Source organism: Thermocatellispora tengchongensis (assembly GCF_014202315.1).
Lineage (GTDB): Bacteria > Actinomycetota > Actinomycetes > Streptosporangiales > Streptosporangiaceae > Thermocatellispora > Thermocatellispora tengchongensis.
Genome location: NZ_JACHGN010000008.1, coordinates 378,086 through 396,056 on the forward strand (window position 1 = coordinate 378,086; position 17,971 = coordinate 396,056).

Genomic DNA, 17,971 nt, shown 5'->3' on the forward strand with positions numbered 1-17,971 from the left:
GGCCGCGGGGAGGTGTCAGACTCTTCGTTTGGCGGACCACACGTCCACGGTGACGGCGGCGACGATCAGCGCTCCCTTGATGACGCTCTGCCAGTATGCGGGCACCACGAGGATGTCCAGGCCGTTGTTGAGCGTCTGGATCAGGAACAGGCCGAGCGCCGTGCCCAGGATGCTGCCCCGGCCGCCGAGCAGGCTTGCGCCGCCGATGACGACCGCGGCGATGGCGTCCAGCTCGTACCCTTCGCCCAGGTTGGGCGGGCCGGAGATGACCCGGGAGGCGAGCATCACGCCGGAGAGCCCGGCGAGCAGGCCGCTGAGCGCGTAGACGCTGAACAGGATGCGGGTGGTCTTGACGCCGGCGATCTGCGCGGCGACGGGGTTGCCGCCCACCGCGTAGACGCGCATGCCGTACGAGGTCCGCTTCATGATCAGGGCGAGGGCGACGATGCCGACGATCATGACGATGACGGGGATCTGCAGGCCGAAGATCTGGTTGTTGGCGATCTCGCCGAAGTTCTGCGGGAGCCCGTTGATCGGGGCTCCCTCGCCCACGACGTAGGCGAGCCCGGACGCCGTTGTGAGCATGCCGAGCGTCGCGATGAACGGTGGCACGTTCACCTTCGAGACCAAGAAGCCGTTGATCGCTCCCGCGGCGAGGCCGACGAGCATCGCCACCAGCACCGACAGCCAGAGCCGTTCGGGATGGTCCTTGACGGTCGCGGCCGCCGCCATGGCGCTGAGCGCGATGACGCTGCCGACCGACAGGTCGATGCCCCCGGTGAGGATGACCAGCGTCTGCCCCAGCGCGATGAGGGCGAAGGGGGCGGCGGCGATGGCGATCGTCTGCAGGTTGTCCAGCGTGCCGAACCGCGCGCTGCGGTAGCTGAAATAGGCGATGATCAGCAGCATCACCACCACCATCGAGTGGCGGATCAACTGGTCGCGAACCCAGGGCCAGGACAGATGCCAGGCCGCGGGCCGGGTGGCTGACTCCTGGGTGGTCATCGGCCGTCCTCCTTCGTAGCGAGCTTGGTGGCGAGCGCGGTGGGTTGTGCGTTGCTGTCAGGGCCCTTGTGCCGGCTGAGGCCGGCGGCGAGCCGGAAGATCGTGTCCTGTACGTCGGGCGAGCGCAGGTCGTCCCGGGTCAGCTCGCCCGCGACCGCTCCTCCGCGCATGACGAGCGCGCGGTGGGAGAGGCTCAGGATCTCGGGCATGTCGGAGGAGGCCATGATCACGGCCATCCCCGAGGCCGCGAGCTCGGTGATGATGCGGTAGATCTCGCTGCGCGCGCCGACGTCCACGCCCCGGGTGGGCTCGTCCAGCAGCAGGACGTTCACGCTGCCGGTCAGCCAGCGCGCCAGGACCACCTTCTGCTGGTTGCCGCCGGACAGCGTCCCGACCTGCTGCCCCAGCCCCCGGCTGCGCAGCTTGACCGACTCCATCGCCGCGCCGACCTTCTTGGTGCGGTTGCGCTGGCGCAGCCAGCCGCCGAGCGTGAACTGCGACAGCCGGGGCAGCGACCCGTTGTCCAGCACGTTCATCGACAGCACCGCGCCCGCTCCCTTGCGGTCCTCCGGGACCAGGGCCATGCCGTGGGTGATGGCGTCGGCGGGGGAGTTGCGCTTGACCTGCTTGCCGGCCACGGTGATGACGCCCTCGGTGCTCCTGCGCACCCCGAAGATCGCCTCCAGGAGCTCGGTGCGGCCGGCTCCCACGAGCCCGGCCAGCCCGAGGATCTCCCCGCGGCGCACGGTCAGGTCGACCGGGCTCGGGTAGCCGCTGACGTGCAGCCCGCGGACCTCCAGGGCCACCTCCTCGCCGCGCGGGTGCAGCTCGGGGAAGAAGTCCTGCAGCTCCCGGCCGATCATGGCGTGCACGATCTCGTCGTCGGTGATGTCGTCGATGGGCCGGTCCTCGACCAGCCCTCCGTCGCGCAGCACGACCACCCGGTCGGCCAGGGCGCGGATCTCCTCCATCTTGTGGGTGGTGTAGAGCATGGCGACGCCCTGCTCGCGCAGCTTGCGCACCACGGCGTACAGGCGCTCGACCTCGCGCTCGGAGATGGCGGAACTGGGCTCGTCCAGCAGCAGCACCTTCGCGCCGCCGCTGGTGCTCTTGGCGATCTCGACCAGTTGCCGGAGCCCCACCGGCAGCCGCCGCATCGTCGCCTGGGGGTCGATCTCGACGCCGAAGACGTCCAGGATCTCGCGCGCCTTGCGGGCCATCGCCCGCCGGTCGAGCAACCCGGCCCGGGTACGCAGCTCCCGTCCGATGAACAGGTTCTCGTACACCTTCATGTCCATGATCGGCGCGAGTTCCTGCGGGATGATGGCGACACCGTGCCGGTGCGCCGCCTGCGGGTCCCCGTGGGGCAGCGGCACGCCGCCGACCAGGACCTGGCCTCGGTCGGGCTTCACCTGCCCCGAGGCGATCTTCATCATCGTCGACTTGCCCGCGCCGTTCTCCCCGGCCAGCGCCGTCACGGAACCGGCCCTGAGCGCCAGGGAGACACCCTTGAGCACGGGCACGCCGCCGAATGCCTTGGCCAGATCCCGGCACTCCAAAGCGACATCTTCCACGACTGATCTCCAGACCCCGGCCTTGACGGCTCGGTGTGCGGTGGGCCCGCTCCGCGGACGAGGTGTCCGGCAGGCCGGAGCGGTTCCGGACGGGAACGAGAAGGGACGGCCCGGGGACGCGTCCCCGTGAGCCGTGATCAGGCGGGCCGGCTGCTGACCTTCAGGTCCCCGAACGGGAGCCCGTGTTTGTTTGTTCGTGTGAACATCACACGAAAGGACATCGTGGTGTCAAGTCTCCGTTGCTCATTCGTTACGTGACCACGACCTTCGCCGCCGGCCCTGAGACCGCTCTCTGTCGCCGGAAACTCCCTGGAAACAGGGCCTTGAACCCGGAGACGGCATCATCTATCGTCACTCGCCAGTAGGCGAATGCTGTCTCCGGTCGAGACTGCGTGTGTGACAGTTGACAAGATTGAACAGCGAAGGGGACGAAGGCGGCATGGTCGTCAGGAGCACGGTCAACCTCGAGAGCAGACGCCAGGCGCTGGCCGACCTGCTGTCGTCCAGCGGCAGCCTGCGCATCGAGGACCTGGCGGCCCGGTTCGGGGTCAGCACCATGACCATCCGCCGCGATCTCCAGGCGCTGGAGGACGAGGGCCTGGTCCGCCGGGTGCGCGGCGGCGCGGTCAGCTCGGCCCAGCCCTTCGAGGCCCGCAAGACCCGGGCGGGCCGGGCGAAGGAGGAGATCGCCCGCAAGCTGGCCACCCTTGTGCCCTCCGGCGGCGTGGGCATCTGCATGGACGCCTCCACCACCGTGTGCATGCTCGCCGCCTCCATGCCCCCGGCCGAGAACCTGTCCGTGGTCACCGACGGCATCGAGACCTTCCTCACCCTGAACCGCGACCCCCGCGTGCACGCCTACCTGACCGGCGGCCAGAAGGACCCCAACGCCGGCAGCCTCATCGGCCCCCTCACCTCCCTGGCGCTGAAGCAGTTCTCCTTCGCCCGCGCCTTCCTGTCCGCCGCCGCGGTCGATCCGCACTTCGGCACCAGCGAGTTCAGCGCCGAGGAGTGCGAGATCAAAAGGCTCATGGCCGAACTGTCGGACCACGTGGTCATGGCCGTGGACTCCCAGAAGCTCGGCACCGGAGCGGCGGCCCGCTGCCTCCCCTGGGACGGCATCGACCTGATGGTGACCGAACTCGACCCCTCGGACGACCGCCTGGACCCCTACCGCGACCACGTCGAACTGCTCTGAGCCGACGCGGCCCGATCACTCCCGCGGCGGCGCGGCGATCGTCATCGCGAAGGCGGTGCGGGTGAGCGCGGCGGAGTCGCCGGTCAGGCCGGGGCCCGCGCCGCGTTCGAGCTGCTGGAGGCCGAGCACGACGGCCAGCGCCAGGACGCCGCGGCGCTCGGCCTCGCGTTCGTCGAAGCCGAGCTCGACGAGGATGCCGGCCACGAAGTCGATACGGCGCCGGCTCACGCGGGCGACGACGTCGCGCACTCCTTCGCGCTCGGCGTCGATGTAGAGCCGGGCCTCGCCGCCGCGCCGTCCCGCGCGTGCGGCGACGGCGTCGAACAGGGCCCGCAGACGGGCGCGGGGTTCGGCCGTCGCGGAGGCGGCCCGGATGATCTGCTCGGTCTCCTCGGCCTCCCAGCGCGCCATGACCGCCCGGACCAGCTCCCCGCGGTCGGCGTGGTGCCAGTAGAAGGAGCCCTTGGTCGTGCCGAGGTCGCGGGCGATGGCCTCGACCCGCACCGCGTCGAGCCCCGACTCGGTGAATCGCGTGTACGCGGCGTCGAGCCATGCCTGCGCCGTCTTGCGCTCCGCTCTCGCCACCCTCCATACGGTACCGTATAGTCATTCCATACGGCACCGTATGGAGGCGTGCGTGAGAACCCCCGTGTACTGGTCGTCCGCCCTGGAGGACATCCCCGCGCCCGACTACGCCGACATGACCATCGGCGTGCTCCCTCCCGGAGCCCCGCACGACCCGCGCGTCTGGGCGGCCGGGCTGTTCTCGCTCAGGGCCATGCCGCGCTGGATCGCCGCCGCGCTGGCCCTGCGCCAGTTGCTCGTGCCCCTCCTCGGCATCCCGCCGGCGCCCCGCGACACCTTCCGGGTGGGCCGGGTCGAGGGGGAGGAGGCGCTGATCGCGGCCGACGACCGCCACCTCGACTTCCGCTGCGGCGTGGCCGTGGACGCCGAGGCCCGCCTGGTGCGGATCACCACCACCGTGCGCCTGAAGGGGTGGCGCGGCCGGGTCTACTTCTGGCCGGTGCGCCTCGTGCACCCGATCGTCGTGCGCGCCATGCTCCGCTCGGCCCAGCGCCGCCTGGCCTCCGCCCCCGCCTGACGCGGATCGCCGGTGACGCGCGGGCGGATCTGGGATCATGGCCGGCATGACCACGGTTCTCGCCTTCCACGCCCACCCGGACGACGAGGTCCTGCTGACCGGCGGCACCCTGGCGAAACTGGCGTCCGAGGGTCATCGGGTGATCGTCGCGGTCGCCTGCGACGGCGTCATGGGCGAGGCGACCGGCCCCGGCGGCCAGGCCCGGCTGGACGAGCTGCGGGCCGCCGCCGCGGTGCTGGGCGTCGCCCGGGTGGAGCATCTCGGCTACGCCGACAGCGGGCACGGCCCGATCCTCTACCCCGACCCGCCCGATCGGATGCGGTTCGTCCGCGCGCCGGTGGACGAGGCCGCCGAGCGGCTGGCCCGGCTGCTGCGCGAGGAGCACGTGGACGTGCTGCTGAGCTACGACGCCCGGGGCGGTTACGGGCATCGCGACCATGTGCAGGTGCACCGCGTCGGCGCCCGCGCCGCCGAGCTGGCCGGAGTCCGGGTGCTGGAGGCGACGCTTCCGCGCGAGCCGGTCGTGCGGGTGTTCACGGTGCTGCGTGCTCTGCGGCTCCTGGTCCGCTACGACCCCGGCGTCATCCGCGCGGCCTTCAGCTCCCGGGCCGAGATCACGCATCGCGTGAACGTGCGCCGCTTCTCCGCGCAGAAGCGGGCGGCCCTCGCCGCCCACACGTCGCAGCTGTACGGCAACGGCCGCGCCGCGCCGGCCTTCAGGACCCTGGTCCGCCTGCCCACGCCGATCTTCGGCCTCCTGCTCGGCCGGGAGTGGTTCATCGACCCCGCCGCGCGGCCGGCGTCCGCCATGTGCGACGATGTCCTGCGAACGGCGTAGCGGGCGGCACGCACGGGTCTCGTCGGGTTCACTCCGGGCTACCGGTCGCCCCATACCGCTTCGAGCAGGGCGATGGCGTCCATGGTCTCCGCCACGTCGTGCACCCTGATCAGATCGACCCCCGCCGACCAGGCGGGGCCGATCAGGGCGAGCGAGCCCGCCAGCCGGTCGCCCACCTCGCGGCCGGTCACCTTGCCGATGAAGGACTTGCGGCTGACGCCGAGCGCGACCGGGACGCCCAGCGCGCACAGCTCCGGCAGCCGCCGCAGCAGCGTGATGTTGTCCTCGGTGGTCTTGCCGAAGCCGATGCCGGGGTCGATCCACATCTCCGCGACCCCTTCGCTCCGGGCCGCGGTCGCGAGCGTCCGCAGGTAGGAGGCGACCTCGGTGCAGACGTCCTCATACACCGGGTACGCGTCCCGCAGCACGGGCACCGTGTGCGCGTGCATGCCGATGTACCCCACGCCGAGCTGCGCGGCCAGGGCGTGCAGCTTTCCCGACACGTCGTTGACGATCGACGCGCCCGCCGCCACCGCCGCCTCGGCCACCTCCGGGTTGCGGGTGTCCACCGACACCCGGCCGTGCGCGGCCAGGGCGGCGACGACCGGCACCACCCGGTCCAGTTCCTCCTCCACCGGCACCGGCACGGCGCCCGGCCGGGTGGACTCGCCGCCGACGTCCACGACCCAGGCGCCGTGCCGGAACATCTCCCGGCCGGCGGCGATGGCCCGCTCCGCGGTCTCGTACCTGCTGCCGGGCCAGAACGAGTCGGGGGTCGCGTTCACGATCCCCATCACGCGAAGCGGGCCGATGCCCGGCCGCGCCGGCGGTGTCGTCGGGTGGGGGGCGGCGTTCACGGTCTCTCCTGATGCGTCGATCACATCGACGTTAGGAGACCGGGCACCGCCGGGACAGCGCGCAATGACCGGACCCGTGCGGCGCACCGCGGCGACCGGCCCTACGTCATTCGTCCCGATGCGGGTCGGCGGACGCGGGGCCGGACGGTGGCACGCGGGGAGGCCGGCGGTGGATCAGCCCCCGGCGAGGAGGGGGCGCAGGGCGTCAAGGACGGCGGGGTCCTCGATGGTGGAGGGGACGGGGGCGGGCCGGCCGTCGGCGATCTCGCGCATGGTGCGGCGCAGGATCTTGCCGGAGCGGGTCTTCGGCAGCGCGTCCACCACGGTCACCTCCTTGAAGGCGGCCACCGCGCCGATGTCGCGGCGCACCGCGGCCACCAGCTCCTCGCGCAGCGTGCCGTGATCGACCCGCGCGCCGGCCTTCAGCACCACGAAGCCCCGGGCCACCTGGCCCTTCAGCGAGTCGCGGACCCCGATCACGGCGCACTCGGCGACCGCCGGGTGCGCGGCCAGCACGGCCTCCATGGCCCCGGTGGACAGCCGGTGGCCCGCCACGTTGATCACGTCGTCGGTGCGGCCCATCACGAACAGGTAGCCGTCCTGGTCGATGTGGCCGCCGTCGCCGGTCTGGTAGTAGCCGGGGTAGCGGGACAGATAGGAGGAGACGTACCGGTCGTCGTCGCCCCACAGGGTCGGCAGCGTGCCCGGCGGCATGGGCAGTTTGATGGCGATGGCCCCCTCGGTGCCGGCGGGGACCTCGCGGCCCTCCTGGTCCAGCACCCGCACGTCGTAGCCGGGCATCGGGACCGTCGCCGAGCCGGGCTTGACCGGCATGAGGCCGAGGCCGCGCGGGTTGGCGGCCACGGCCCAGCCCGTCTCGGTCTGCCACCAGTGGTCCACCACCGGCACCCCCAGGTGGGTGGAGGCCCAGCGCAGGGTCTCCGGGTCCAGCCGTTCCCCGGCGCAGAACAGCGTGCGCAGGGAGTCCAGGGAGTGCTTGGCGGTCTCGGCGGCCTCGGGGTCGGCCCGGCGGATCGCCCGCAGCGCGGTCGGCGCGGTGAACAGGGCCTTCACGCCGTACTGCGCGATCACCCGCCAGAACGCGCCGGCGTCGGGCGTGCCGACCGGCTTGCCCTCGTACAGGACGGTGGTCGCGCCGGTGAGCAGCGGGGCGTACACGATGTAGGAGTGGCCGACCACCCAGCCGATGTCGGAGGCGGTCCACCACACGTCGCCCGGCCGGATGTCGTAGATCGCCGACATCGACCACATCATCGCCACCGCGTGCCCGCCGTTGTCGCGCACCACGCCCTTCGGCCTGCCGGTGGTGCCGGAGGTGTAGAGGATGTACAGCGGGTCGGTGGCCGCGACGTCCACGCAGCCGGCCGGGGTGGCCGCGGCCATCAGCTCGTCCCAGTCGGCGTCGCGCTCGCCCATGGCCGCCCTGGCCCGCTCGCGCTGCAGCACCACCACCTTCTCCGGGGGACGGGCGGAGGCGGCGACGGCCTCGTCCACGATCGGCTTGTACTCCACCACCCGGCTCGGCTCGATCCCGCACGAGGCGCACACCAGGACCTTCGGCGCGGCGTCGTCGATGCGGGCCGTCAGCTCCCGGGCCGCGAAACCGCCGAACACCACCGAGTGCACCGCGCCCAGCCGGGCGCAGGCCAGCATCGCGACCACGGCCTCCGGCACCATCGGCATGTAGATCACCACGCGGTCGCCCCTGCCGACCCCCAGGTCGCGCAGCACCCCGGCGAAGCGGGCGGTCCGCTCCAGCAGCTCGGCGTACGTCAGGCGTCCCGTCGTGCCGGTCACCGGCGAGTCGTACAGCAGGGCGGGGCGCTCGCCGTGGCCCGCCTCCACGTGCCGGTCCAGCGCGTTGTAGCAGGTGTTCAGCCTGCCGTCGGGGAACCAGCGGTACAGCGGCGCCCCGCCGGCGTCCAGCGCCCGCCGCGGCGCGCGCGACCACGTGACGGCCCGCGCCGCCGCGAGCCAGAAGCCCTCCGGGTCGCGCAGGCTGCGCGCGTAAGCCTCCTCGTACGCCTCGTGCGCCCTGCTCGCCTCGTGTGCCCTGCTCGCCTCGTGTGCGGCCATCGCCACCCCGTCTCCTGTTCCCTGTCCTCAGCCGGTACGGTCCGCAGATGGGCGGAAACTAGGCGGCGTCACGTTGCACGTGCGTTGCGGGAATATGAACGGACGACCGCTCTCGCCCTTGTCCCTGGCCGGAAGCGCGAGGCATGCTGCTAGAGCAAGACCACTTGCCGGGGTGGCCGCGCGACCGTCCGTGACCGCCCCCGTATACCCAGCGGAGTGCACCATGGACGCTGAATCGGCCGGTACCGCTCAGGGTGGCGACCTGCGCTCCGACCCGCGGGCCCAGTACCGGCTGCTACGGCGGGTGCACGAGGCGACACTGGGCGGCGAGCGGCCTCCGGCGCCCGTACGCCCGGTGATCTACGAGTCGTGGCAGCGGTCCCTGGCCGCCCGGGTCGATCCCGACGACTACCGCCCTCCGGTGGTCTACGAGTACGACGAGGTCGCCGACGTCCGCTCGGCCCACCCGCTGCGCGCCGTGGTGCCGCTGCTGCGCGACCTGCTGGTGAGCATCGCCGACGAGTCCGCGCACATCATGATCGTCACCGACGCCGAGGGCACGATCCTGTGGCGCGAGGGGCCCGCGGAGCTGTGCCGCCGGGCCGACCCGGTGGGACTGTTCGAGGGCACCCGGTGGGCCGAGCGCACGATCGGCACCAACGCCATGGGCACCGCGCTCGCGCTGGACTCGCCGGTGCAGATCTACTCCGCCGAGCACCTGGTGCGCACCTACCAGACCTGGACCTGCGCCGCCGCGCCCATCCACGACCCCGACACCGGCCGCACCCTCGGCACCATCGACATCAGCGCGCAGATGCACACACTGCACCCCGCGGTGGTCTCCCTGGTCTCGGCCAGCGCGCAGCTCGCCGAGAGCCACCTGCGCCGCTGGATGGAGGCCCATGACGAGCGGCTGCGGGCCCGCAACCGGCCCCACCTGGAGGGCCTGCGCGGGGAGCCGGGCGCGCTGATCACCTCCTCCGGCCGGGTGATCGCCGCCGAGCCGTACGGCGCCTGGCCCGAGCGGGTCGCGCTGCGGCCCGGCGCCGGCCGCGTACTGCTGGACGACGGGCGCGAGGCCGTGGTCGAGCCGCTGCCGGAGGGGTTCCTGCTGCGGATGCCGCGCCAGGCGCGGCCGGCCCGCGAGCCGGTGCTGTCGCTGTCGTTCCTGGGGGAGCGGCCCCGGGCCGTGCTCGACGGGCGGGAGCTGCCGCTGACGCTGCGCCGGGCCGAGGTGCTGGCCCTGCTCGCGCTGCGCCCGGCGGGGCTGACCTCCGAGCAGCTCGCGCTGCAGCTCTACGGCGACGACGGCAACCCCACCACCGTGCGCGCCGAGGTGCACCGGCTACGGGCCCAGCTCGGCGAGGCGGCGATGCGCGGCAAGCCGTACCGGCTCAGCGTGCGGGTCGAGGCCGACTTCCTCGCGGTGCGGGAGGCGCTGTGCGCGGGCGACGTGCGCGGCGCGGTGGCCGCGTGCGCCGGGCCGCTGCTCGCCCGCTCCGAGGCGCCCGCGATCAGGGCCGAGCGCGAGCAGTTCGTCGCGGCGCTGCGCTCGGCGGTGCTGGAGCACCGTGACGACGAGGCGCTGTGGGCGTACGCGCAGAGCGAGCCCGGCGACCGCGACATAGAGGTGTACGAGCGGCTGGTGAGCCGGCTGCCCGCGCAGGACCCGCGTCACTCCGTGGCCTCGGCCAGGCTGGCCTGGCTCCTGGCCGAGGACGAGGAGGAGGCGGTCAGCGCGAGGGCGCGGCCTCGCCGAGTCCCTGCCGCGCGTGCAGCACGTCGCCGATGAAGAAGTCGTACAGCAGCGCGCCGATCGCGGCTCCGATCAGCGGCCCGGCGATGGGAATCCACATGTACGCGGTGAACTGCAGCCCCTCGGTGGCGACGGTGCCGGGTATCGCCACGTCGCCCCACCCGGCCAGGTAGGCGAGCACCCGGGGGCCGAAGTCGCGCGCCGGGTTGATCGCGTACCCGGCGTTCGCGCCGAAGGACATCCCGATGGCCGCCACGGTGAACCCGATCAGCAGCGGGCCCAGCTTGACCGGGACGGTCTTGTTGCGCGCGTCCACCAGGGCCAGCACCACGATCAGCAGCAGCGCGGTGCCCACGACCTGGTCCAGCAGCGGCCCGCCCCAGTCGCCGAAGTACCCGGCGGGGAACGTGGCGAAGATGGAGAACGACCCGACGGCCTGCCCGGAGGCGCGCGGTGTGCCCGCCGCCGTCTCGTACGCCGCGATTGCCTGGTGGTACACCGCGTACACCAGCGCCGCCCCGGCGAACGCGCCCAGGATCTGGGCGGCCCAGTACCCGGGCACCTTGCGCCAGGGGAAGCCGCGGCGCAGCGCCATGGCCAGCGTCACCGCCGGGTTGAGGTGCGCGCCGCTGACGCCGCCGGCGACGTACACGGCCAGGGCGACCGCGAAGGTCCAGCCCCAGGTGATCAGCAGCCAGTCGCCCGCGCCCTGGAACAGGACGGCGGGCCCGGCGGTGCGCCCGGACCCGGGCAGCGCCGCCACGGCCATGGCGACGCAGCCGTCGCCGAACGCGATCAGCAGGAAGGTGCCGAAGAACTCGGCGAGCAGGTCGCCGTAGCCTCCCCGGACGCCCGCAAGGCCGCGCCGGCCGTTGCGCAGAGGCGTTGTGGTCACAGTGTCCTCCCAGCGACGTCGAAGGTCTCCGCCCGGCGGTCTCGTCCCGCCCGGGGCGTGAGGTGTGCGCCGCGTCACTGTCCGCGCCGTCGCGTTGCGCCCGCGTTGCCACGGCGCGTGCAACGTAACTGCAACGTAACGCCACCTACCTTGATCGCATTGCCCCGACTTGGGGTGGTTTGTCCGGAAAAAGATAGGTTTGCGAAGCAAGCTGGAATCGTCCGGTCCAGGGGCCGCGAGGTGAAGGGCAGGTACGAGCCGATGACATCCGCCGAACACACCGCCGATCTCGACCCTCGGCGTGACTATCCGCTGGCGACGCGCCGGCCGGAACTCCTGCGCACTCCGACCGGCAAGCGGCTCGACGACATCACCATGGACGCCGTGCTCGCCGGCGAGGTGACGCCCGCCGACCTGCGCATCGCCCCCGAGACGCTGCGGCTGCAGGCACAGATCGCCGACGCCGTCGGCCGGCCCCAGCTCGGGCAGAACTTCCGCCGGGCCGCGGAGCTGACCGCGGTGCCCGACGAGAAGGTCCTGGCGATCTACAACGCGCTGCGTCCCCGCGCCTCCACCAGGGAGGAGCTGCACGCCATCGCCGAGGAACTGGAACGCGACTACTCGGCCGGACTGTGCGCCGCCATGGTCCGCGAGGCCGCCGACGTGTACGAGCGCCGCGGCATCCTCGCGAGCTGACGCCGGCGGCCCGGGCAGGAAGGACGGACACACATATGCACATGACCAACCCGGCGGGGGGCCTGCCCTCCCGGTCCAAGCGCACCGAGGTCCTGGAGAAGCGCCCGGTCAACCTCGACGGCTTCGTGGAGGAGTGGCCCGAGGTCGGCATGGTCGCGATGGACAGCCCGTACGACCCCGAGCCCGGCGTCCGGGTCGAGAACGGCGTCATCGTGGAGATGGACGGCAGGCGGCGCGCCGACTTCGACTTCCTGGACCAGTTCATCGCCGACCACGCCATCGACGTGGCCGTGACCGAGCGCGCCATGGCGATCCCCGCCGCCGAGATCGCCCACATGCTGGTGGACCCGAGGGTGCCGCGTGAGGAGGTGCTGGCCGTCTCGCGCGGCCTGACCCCGGCCAAGCTGCTTGAGGTCGTCAAGACCATGAACGTGGTCGAGATGATGATGGCGCTGCAGAAGATGCGCGCCCGGCGCACCCCGGCCAACCAGGCCCACTCCACCAGCGCCCAGGACAACCCGATTCAGGTCGCCGCCGAGGCCGCCGAGGCCGCGCTGCGCGGGTTCCGCGAGCTGGAGACCACCCTCGGCGTGGTCAGGTACGCCCCGCTGGTGGCCATCGCGCTCCAGGTCGGCGCGCAGGCGGGCAAGCCCGGCGTGCTCACCCAGTGCGCCCTGGAGGAGGCCACCGAGCTGGAGCTCGGCATGCGCGGCATCACCGCGTACGCCGAGACGATCTCGGTGTACGGCACCGAGCCGGTCTTCTGCGACGGCGACGACACGCCGTGGTCCAAGGCGTTCCTCGCCTCCGCGTACGCCTCGCGCGGCATCAAGATGCGCTTCACCTCCGGCACCGGCTCGGAGGTGCAGATGGGGTACGCCGAGAGCCGCTCGATGCTCTACCTGGAGATCCGCTGCATCCTGGTCACCAAGGGCGCGGGGGTGCAGGGCCTGCAGAACGGCTCGATCAGTTGCATCGGGGTCCCCGGGGCGGTGCCCGCCGGCATCCGCGCCGTGCTGGCCGAGAACCTGATCGCCAGCACCGTGGACCTGGAGTGCGCCTCCGGCAACGACCAGTCCTTCTCGCACTCCGACCTGCGCCGCGCGGCCCGCCTGCTGCCGCAGTTGCTGCCTGGAACCGACTTCATCTGCTCCGGCTACTCGGCGGTGCCGAACTACGACAACATGTTCGCCGGCTCCAACCTCGACGCCGAGGACTACGACGACTGGAACGTCATCCAGCGCGACCTACAGGTGGACGGCGCGCTGCGGCACGTGCCCGAGGCCGAGATCCTGGCGGCCCGCAACCGGGCGGCCCGCGCCCTGCAGGCCGTCTTCGCCCACCTCGGCCTGCCGCCGATCACCGAGGAGGAGATCGACGCCGCCACGTACGCCCACGGCAGCAACGAGCTGCCGCTGCGCGACGTGCTGGAAGACCTCAAGGGGGCGCAGCGGGTGATGGACGGCGGCGTGACCGGCCTGGACATCGTCAAGGCGCTGCACGCGGGCGGCTTCGAGGACATCGCGGAGAGCCTGCTCGGCGTGCTGAAGCAGCGCGTCTCCGGCGACCTGCTGCACACCTCCGCCATCCTCACCCCAGAGCTGACCACGCTGTCGGCGATCAACGACGCCAACGACTACGCCGGGCCCGGCACCGGCTACCGCCCCAGCGGCGACCGCTGGGAGGAGATGAAGGCGCTGCGGCACGTCGTCAGCGCCCGCGACCCCGAGCGGGAAGTCGGCTGACCCGCCCACCGGCACGACCCTGCGAGAGGTGATGACCATGTCCCACACCGCATCGGCCGCCACCGTGTCCGCCGGCGGGCCCGCCGCCGGCGGGTACACGCTGCGGCTGACCGACAAGGGGCCGGCCCAGGCCCGCCACCGCGCCGACGAGGTGGTCATCGGCGTCTCGCCGGCGTTCGGCGGCCTGTTCACCAAGACCATCGTCGGCATCCCGCACGCCGAGGTGCTGCGCGAGCTGCTGGCCGGCGTGGAGGAGCAGGGCGTGCACGCCCGGGTCGTACGGGTGCCGGCCAGCTCCGACCTCGCCGTGATCGCGCACACTGCGGCCAAGCTGTCGGGCTCGGGCATCGCGGTCGGCATCCTGTCCCGCGGCACCACGATGATCCACCAGAAGGACCTGGTCCGGCTGTCGAACCTGGAGCTGTTCCCCCAGGCGCCGCTGCTGGACCTGGAGACCTTCCGCCTGGTCGGGCACAACGCGGCCAGGTACGCCAAGGGGGAGTCCCCACAGCCCGTCGCCTCGCGCAACGACTACATGGCCCGCCCCCGCTGGCAGGCCAAGGCCGCGCTGCTGCACATCAAGGAGACCCAGCTCGTACGCCCCGGCGCCGTCCCGGTCGAGCTGGAGGTGTCCATCACCCGGGCCGGCCTGGACTGAGCGACGAGGGGAGGGACAGGTGACCCTGGTCGCCGGGGTGGACATCGGCAACTCCACCACAGAGGCGTGCGTCGCCGAGATCGGCCAGGACGGCGACATCCGCTACCTGGCCGCCGCCCTGGCGCCCACCACGGGCGTGAAGGGCACCACCGACAACGTCAAGGGCGTCGCCGAGGTCGTACGCGAGGCGCTCGCGCGCGCCGGGCGCGACCAGGCGGACCTGCGCACGGTGCTGATCAACGAGGCCACCCCGGTGATCAGCGGCCTGGCCATGGAGACCATCACCGAGACGATCATCACCGAGTCCACCATGATCGGCCACAATCCGGACACGCCGGGCGGGGCCGGGCTGGGCGTGGGCGTGACGGTCGCCTTCGGCGACCTGCTGCGCCGGTCACCCGGCGAGGAGGTGATCTGCGTCGCCGGCGCGGGCCTGGACTTCGAGGAGGTCGCCGCGGGCATCAACCGGGCCGCCGCCCGCGGCGTGCGGGTCACCGGCGCGATCGTGCGATCCGACGACGCCACCCTGATCGTCAACCGGCTGCGCGAGCCGATCCCGGTGGTGGACGAGGTGACGCTGGTGGAACGGGTGCCGCTGGGCATGCGGGCCGCGGTCGAGGTCGCCCCGCCCGGCCACACCATCCGCACCCTGTCCGACTCCTACGGCATCGCCGGTGTCTTCGACCTGGACGCCGAGCAGACCCGCATGATCGCCCCGGTGGCGCGGGCCCTGGTCGGCAACCGGTCCGCGGTCGTGGTGCGCACGCCGAGCGGGGAGGTCACCGGCCGCCGCATCCCCGCCGGCGAACTCACCCTGATCGGGGAGCGGGGCAAGGCCACCGCCGAGGTCGGCTCGGGGGCCGAGGAGATCATGCGGGCATTGCGCCGGGTCGAGCCGCTGCTGGACGCCGCGGGCGAGCCCGGCACCCACGTGGGCGGGATGCTGGCCCGGGTCCGCGGCACCATGTCCGAGCTGACCGCCACGCCCCTGGACGGCGTGCGCATCCAGGACGTGCTCGCCGTGGACACCTTCGTCCCGCAGCGGGTCAGGGGCGGCCTGGCCGGGGAGTTCGCGCTGGAGAACGCCGTGGGCCTGGCCGCGATGGTCCGGACCAGCCGGGGGCCGATGGAGCTGCTGGCCGCCGGGCTGCGCGACACGCTCGGGGCCGAGGTGCTGATCGGCGGCGTCGAGGCCGAGATGGCGGTCCTCGGCGCGCTCACCACCCCGGGCGCCGGCACCCCGGTCGCGGTCCTGGACCTCGGCGGCGGCTCCACCGACGGGGCCCTGGCCACCGGCGACGGCACGGTGGAGTCGGTGCACCTGGCCGGGGCCGGCGACCTGGTCACCAGCCTGATCGACTCCGAGCTCGGCCTGGAGGACAGGGAGGCGGCCGAGGAGATCAAGAAGCATCCCCTGGCCAAGGCGGAGAGCTTCTTCCACGTCCGCATGGAGGACGGCACCGCCCGCTTCTTCGAGGACCCGCTGCCCGCCGAGGCGTTCGCCCGCGTCGTCGTGCTCACCGACGCCGGGCCCCGCCCGATCCACACCCGGCACGGCATGGAGAAGATCCGCCGCGTCCGCCGCGCCGCCAAACGCCGCGTGTTCGTCGCCAACGCCCTGCGCGCCCTGGCCCGGGTCGCGCCCGGCGGCGACATCCGGCGCATCGGCTTCGTGGTGGTGCTCGGCGGCTCCGCGCTGGACTTCGAGATCCCCGAGATGATCGCCGCGGCCGTCGCCGAGTACGGCGTCGTCAGCGGCACCGGCAACGTGCGCGGCCGGGAGGGCCCGCGCAACGCGGTCGCCACCGGCCTGGTCGTACGGCATGCCATGAGCGCCCATGCTCTCCGGTGACGCGGGGCGCGAGCGGCCCGAGGTGCTGGTACGCCGGTCGGCCCGCGCCGCCCGCCCGGACGTGCTGCACGCCCTGGCCGCGGGCCTGGAGGAGGAGGGCGTGCCGTTCCGGGTGGAGGAGGCCCGCGGCGGCGCGGCGTACGAACTGGCCCACGCCGCGGCCCTGGCCTCGCGGCTGCGCGTCGGCATCGGCGTGGACGCCGACGGCCGGGTGTGCGTGCACCACGCCCAGCTCCCGCTCTCCGCCCCCGTGGCGGCGGGCCCGCCCGAGTCCGCCCGCCTCCTGGGCCACAACGCGGCCCGCCTGGTCACCGGCATCCCCCTGAAACCCGAACCAGCCTGAAACCCGAACCGGCTTGAAACCCGAACCGGCTTGAAACCCGAATCAGCGCAGGAGAGGTACCACATGCCCGCACGGCTCGACTACAGCACCGCCCGCGACGTGCTGGACGCGGCGCTGGCGAAGGCGGCCGAGATCGGCCGGCCGATGAACATCGCCGTCGTGGACGACGCCGGCCACCTGCTGGCCTTCGCCCGCCAGGACGGCGCGATCCTGGGCAGCATCGACATCGCGATCCGCAAGGCCCGCACCTCCGCCCTGCTGCGGATGACCACGGCCGACGTCGGCGCCGCCGCCGCCCCGGGCGCGCCCCTGTACGGCATCGAGACGACCAACGGCGGCCTGGTCATCTTCGGCGGCGGCGTCCCCCTGGTGCGCGAGGACGGCGAGCCGGCCGGCGCGATCGGCGTCAGCGCCGGCACCGTCGAGCAGGACGAGACCGTGGCTCAGGCCGGCGCCGACTTCTACACCGGCCACGCCCCCTGACGGAGGCCGGGGGCGGGGGCGGGGCCGGCCCGCCCCCGGGCGCACGGCGCGTCCGCGGACGCCCGCCGGGCGCCACCGCGCCTCACGGATGGACCCCCAGGTACTTGACGACGGCCGCGACGCGCCGGTGCACGTCGGGGGTGTTCTCCAGGCCGAGCTTGTGGAAGATCGTGTTCACGTTCTTCTCCACGGCCGAGACCGACAGGTGCAGCGAGCGCGCGATGCCCGCGTTCGACTTGCCGAGCGCCATCTCGCCGAGCACCTCGCGCTCCCGCGGCGTCAGGTCCCCCGGGGCTGTGGCGCCACGCCGGGCCCGGCGGGTCACCAGGCCGTCCACCACCTGCGGCTCGATGACCGAGCCGCCGGAGGTGACGGCGCTGATGGCGCCCAGCAGGTCGTGCAGGTCGCCGATCCGGTCCTTCAGCAGGTAGGCGAGCCCTTCGCTGCCGTGGCGGAACAGCTCGAAGGCGAACAGCGCGTCCCGGTACTGCGACAGGATCATCACACCCGTCCGCGGGTGCTCGGCCCGGATCCGATGCGCGGCGTCGATGCCCTCGAACCCCGGCCGGAACGAGGGGCCCGGCATGCGGATGTCGCTGATGACCACGTGCGGGCGGAAGCGCCGGACGGCGTCCAGCAGCTCGTCGGCGTTGCCGGTGGCGGCGACGACGCTGACCGAGCCGGAGGACTCCAGCAACTGGCGCAGGCCCTCACGGACCAGGTAGTGATCGTCGGCGAGCACCGCGGTCACGGGCTCACTCATCGATCGGAACCCATGCACTCACCCGTGTCCCCTTCCCCGATGCGCTTCCCACGCGCGGCCTCACGTCCCGGACGCCGGCCCGGTGCCCCGAGCCCGCGTCCTGGCACCC

Annotated in this window: 17 protein-coding genes; 10 read left to right on the plus strand and 7 right to left on the minus strand. The window is 72.9% G+C overall.

Features of this window, described 5'->3' with window-relative positions; genetic code table 11:
• Positions 1–15 precede the first annotated feature (15 nt).
• Both HNP84_RS21080 and HNP84_RS21085 read right to left on the minus strand, forming a co-directional pair.
• On the minus strand, positions 16–1,005 hold the full coding sequence (locus HNP84_RS21080) for an ABC transporter permease (RefSeq protein ID WP_185051469.1): 990 nt from the start codon (positions 1,003–1,005) through the stop codon (positions 16–18).
• Positions 1,002–2,579, minus strand: coding sequence for a sugar ABC transporter ATP-binding protein (locus tag HNP84_RS21085; protein WP_185051470.1), 1,578 nt, complete (start codon positions 2,577–2,579; stop codon positions 1,002–1,004). Before HNP84_RS21085 ends, HNP84_RS21080 begins: the two co-directional genes overlap by 4 nt.
• A 412-nt stretch (positions 2,580–2,991) precedes the next feature.
• Here HNP84_RS21085 and HNP84_RS21090 point away from each other — a divergent pair, with 412 nt between their 5' ends.
• On the plus strand, positions 2,992–3,777 hold the full coding sequence (locus tag HNP84_RS21090) for a DeoR/GlpR family DNA-binding transcription regulator (RefSeq protein WP_185051471.1): 786 nt from the start codon (positions 2,992–2,994) through the stop codon (positions 3,775–3,777).
• 15 nt (positions 3,778–3,792) lie between these two features.
• On the opposite strand, the gene HNP84_RS21095 is transcribed toward HNP84_RS21090, so the two are convergent.
• Positions 3,793–4,362: a TetR/AcrR family transcriptional regulator gene (locus HNP84_RS21095; RefSeq protein WP_185051472.1), complete on the minus strand. Its 570-nt coding sequence runs from the start codon at positions 4,360–4,362 to the stop codon at positions 3,793–3,795.
• Between the two features lie 52 nt (positions 4,363–4,414).
• Between HNP84_RS21095 and HNP84_RS21100 the strand changes: the two genes are divergently transcribed.
• A complete protein-coding gene (locus HNP84_RS21100; protein WP_221336516.1) occupies positions 4,415–4,879 on the plus strand; it encodes a DUF2867 domain-containing protein in 465 nt (154 codons plus the stop codon).
• A gap of 46 nt (positions 4,880–4,925) precedes the next feature.
• The gene (locus tag HNP84_RS21105; protein ID WP_185051474.1) at positions 4,926–5,717 is read left to right on the plus strand and encodes a PIG-L deacetylase family protein; all 792 of its coding nucleotides are present in this window, start codon (positions 4,926–4,928) and stop codon (positions 5,715–5,717) included.
• 38 nt (positions 5,718–5,755) lie between these two features.
• Here the strand turns inward: HNP84_RS21105 and folP are convergent, their stop codons facing one another.
• Both folP and HNP84_RS21115 read right to left on the minus strand, forming a co-directional pair.
• Positions 5,756–6,574 (minus strand): dihydropteroate synthase, encoded by an 819-nt coding sequence (folP, locus tag HNP84_RS21110; RefSeq protein WP_312925373.1) that lies wholly within the window; start codon positions 6,572–6,574, stop codon positions 5,756–5,758.
• 174 nt (positions 6,575–6,748) lie between these two features.
• On the minus strand, positions 6,749–8,671 hold the full coding sequence (locus HNP84_RS21115) for a propionyl-CoA synthetase (protein WP_185051475.1): 1,923 nt from the start codon (positions 8,669–8,671) through the stop codon (positions 6,749–6,751).
• 223 nt (positions 8,672–8,894) lie between these two features.
• Between HNP84_RS21115 and HNP84_RS21120 the strand changes: the two genes are divergently transcribed.
• Positions 8,895–10,463: a helix-turn-helix domain-containing protein gene (locus tag HNP84_RS21120; RefSeq protein ID WP_185051476.1), complete on the plus strand. Its 1,569-nt coding sequence runs from the start codon at positions 8,895–8,897 to the stop codon at positions 10,461–10,463.
• Here the strand turns inward: HNP84_RS21120 and HNP84_RS21125 are convergent.
• The gene (locus HNP84_RS21125) at positions 10,405–11,322 is read right to left on the minus strand and encodes an MIP/aquaporin family protein (RefSeq protein ID WP_221336517.1); all 918 of its coding nucleotides are present in this window, start codon (positions 11,320–11,322) and stop codon (positions 10,405–10,407) included. The two genes, HNP84_RS21120 and HNP84_RS21125, sit on opposite strands and share 59 nt — an antisense overlap.
• Positions 11,323–11,583: 261 nt before the next feature.
• Here HNP84_RS21125 and HNP84_RS21130 point away from each other — a divergent pair, with 261 nt between their 5' ends.
• The 6 genes from HNP84_RS21130 to HNP84_RS21155 all read left to right on the plus strand — a co-directional run bounded on the left by HNP84_RS21130 (position 11,584) and on the right by HNP84_RS21155 (position 17,099).
• Positions 11,584–12,018, plus strand: a complete 435-nt coding sequence (locus HNP84_RS21130; protein ID WP_185051477.1) for a diol dehydratase small subunit — start codon at positions 11,584–11,586, stop codon at positions 12,016–12,018.
• 41 nt (positions 12,019–12,059) lie between these two features.
• A complete protein-coding gene (locus HNP84_RS21135) occupies positions 12,060–13,763 on the plus strand; it encodes a propanediol/glycerol family dehydratase large subunit (protein WP_185051478.1) in 1,704 nt (567 codons plus the stop codon).
• 37 nt (positions 13,764–13,800) lie between these two features.
• Positions 13,801–14,421 (plus strand): propanediol/glycerol family dehydratase medium subunit, encoded by a 621-nt coding sequence (locus HNP84_RS21140; RefSeq protein WP_185051479.1) that lies wholly within the window; start codon positions 13,801–13,803, stop codon positions 14,419–14,421.
• Between the two features lie 19 nt (positions 14,422–14,440).
• Positions 14,441–16,273, plus strand: a complete 1,833-nt coding sequence (locus tag HNP84_RS21145; protein WP_185051480.1) for a diol dehydratase reactivase subunit alpha — start codon at positions 14,441–14,443, stop codon at positions 16,271–16,273.
• Positions 16,260–16,616, plus strand: a complete 357-nt coding sequence (locus HNP84_RS21150) for a glycerol dehydratase reactivase beta/small subunit family protein (RefSeq protein ID WP_185051481.1) — start codon at positions 16,260–16,262, stop codon at positions 16,614–16,616. Before HNP84_RS21145 ends, HNP84_RS21150 begins: the two co-directional genes overlap by 14 nt.
• A 63-nt stretch (positions 16,617–16,679) precedes the next feature.
• A complete protein-coding gene (locus HNP84_RS21155; protein ID WP_185051482.1) occupies positions 16,680–17,099 on the plus strand; it encodes a GlcG/HbpS family heme-binding protein in 420 nt (139 codons plus the stop codon).
• An 82-nt stretch (positions 17,100–17,181) separates the two neighbouring features.
• On the opposite strand, the gene HNP84_RS21160 is transcribed toward HNP84_RS21155, so the two are convergent.
• Positions 17,182–17,862 carry a response regulator transcription factor gene (locus tag HNP84_RS21160; protein ID WP_185051483.1) on the minus strand — a complete coding sequence of 227 codons (681 nt, stop codon included), beginning with the start codon at positions 17,860–17,862 and terminating at the stop codon, positions 17,182–17,184.
• Positions 17,863–17,971: the final 109 nt, after the last annotated feature.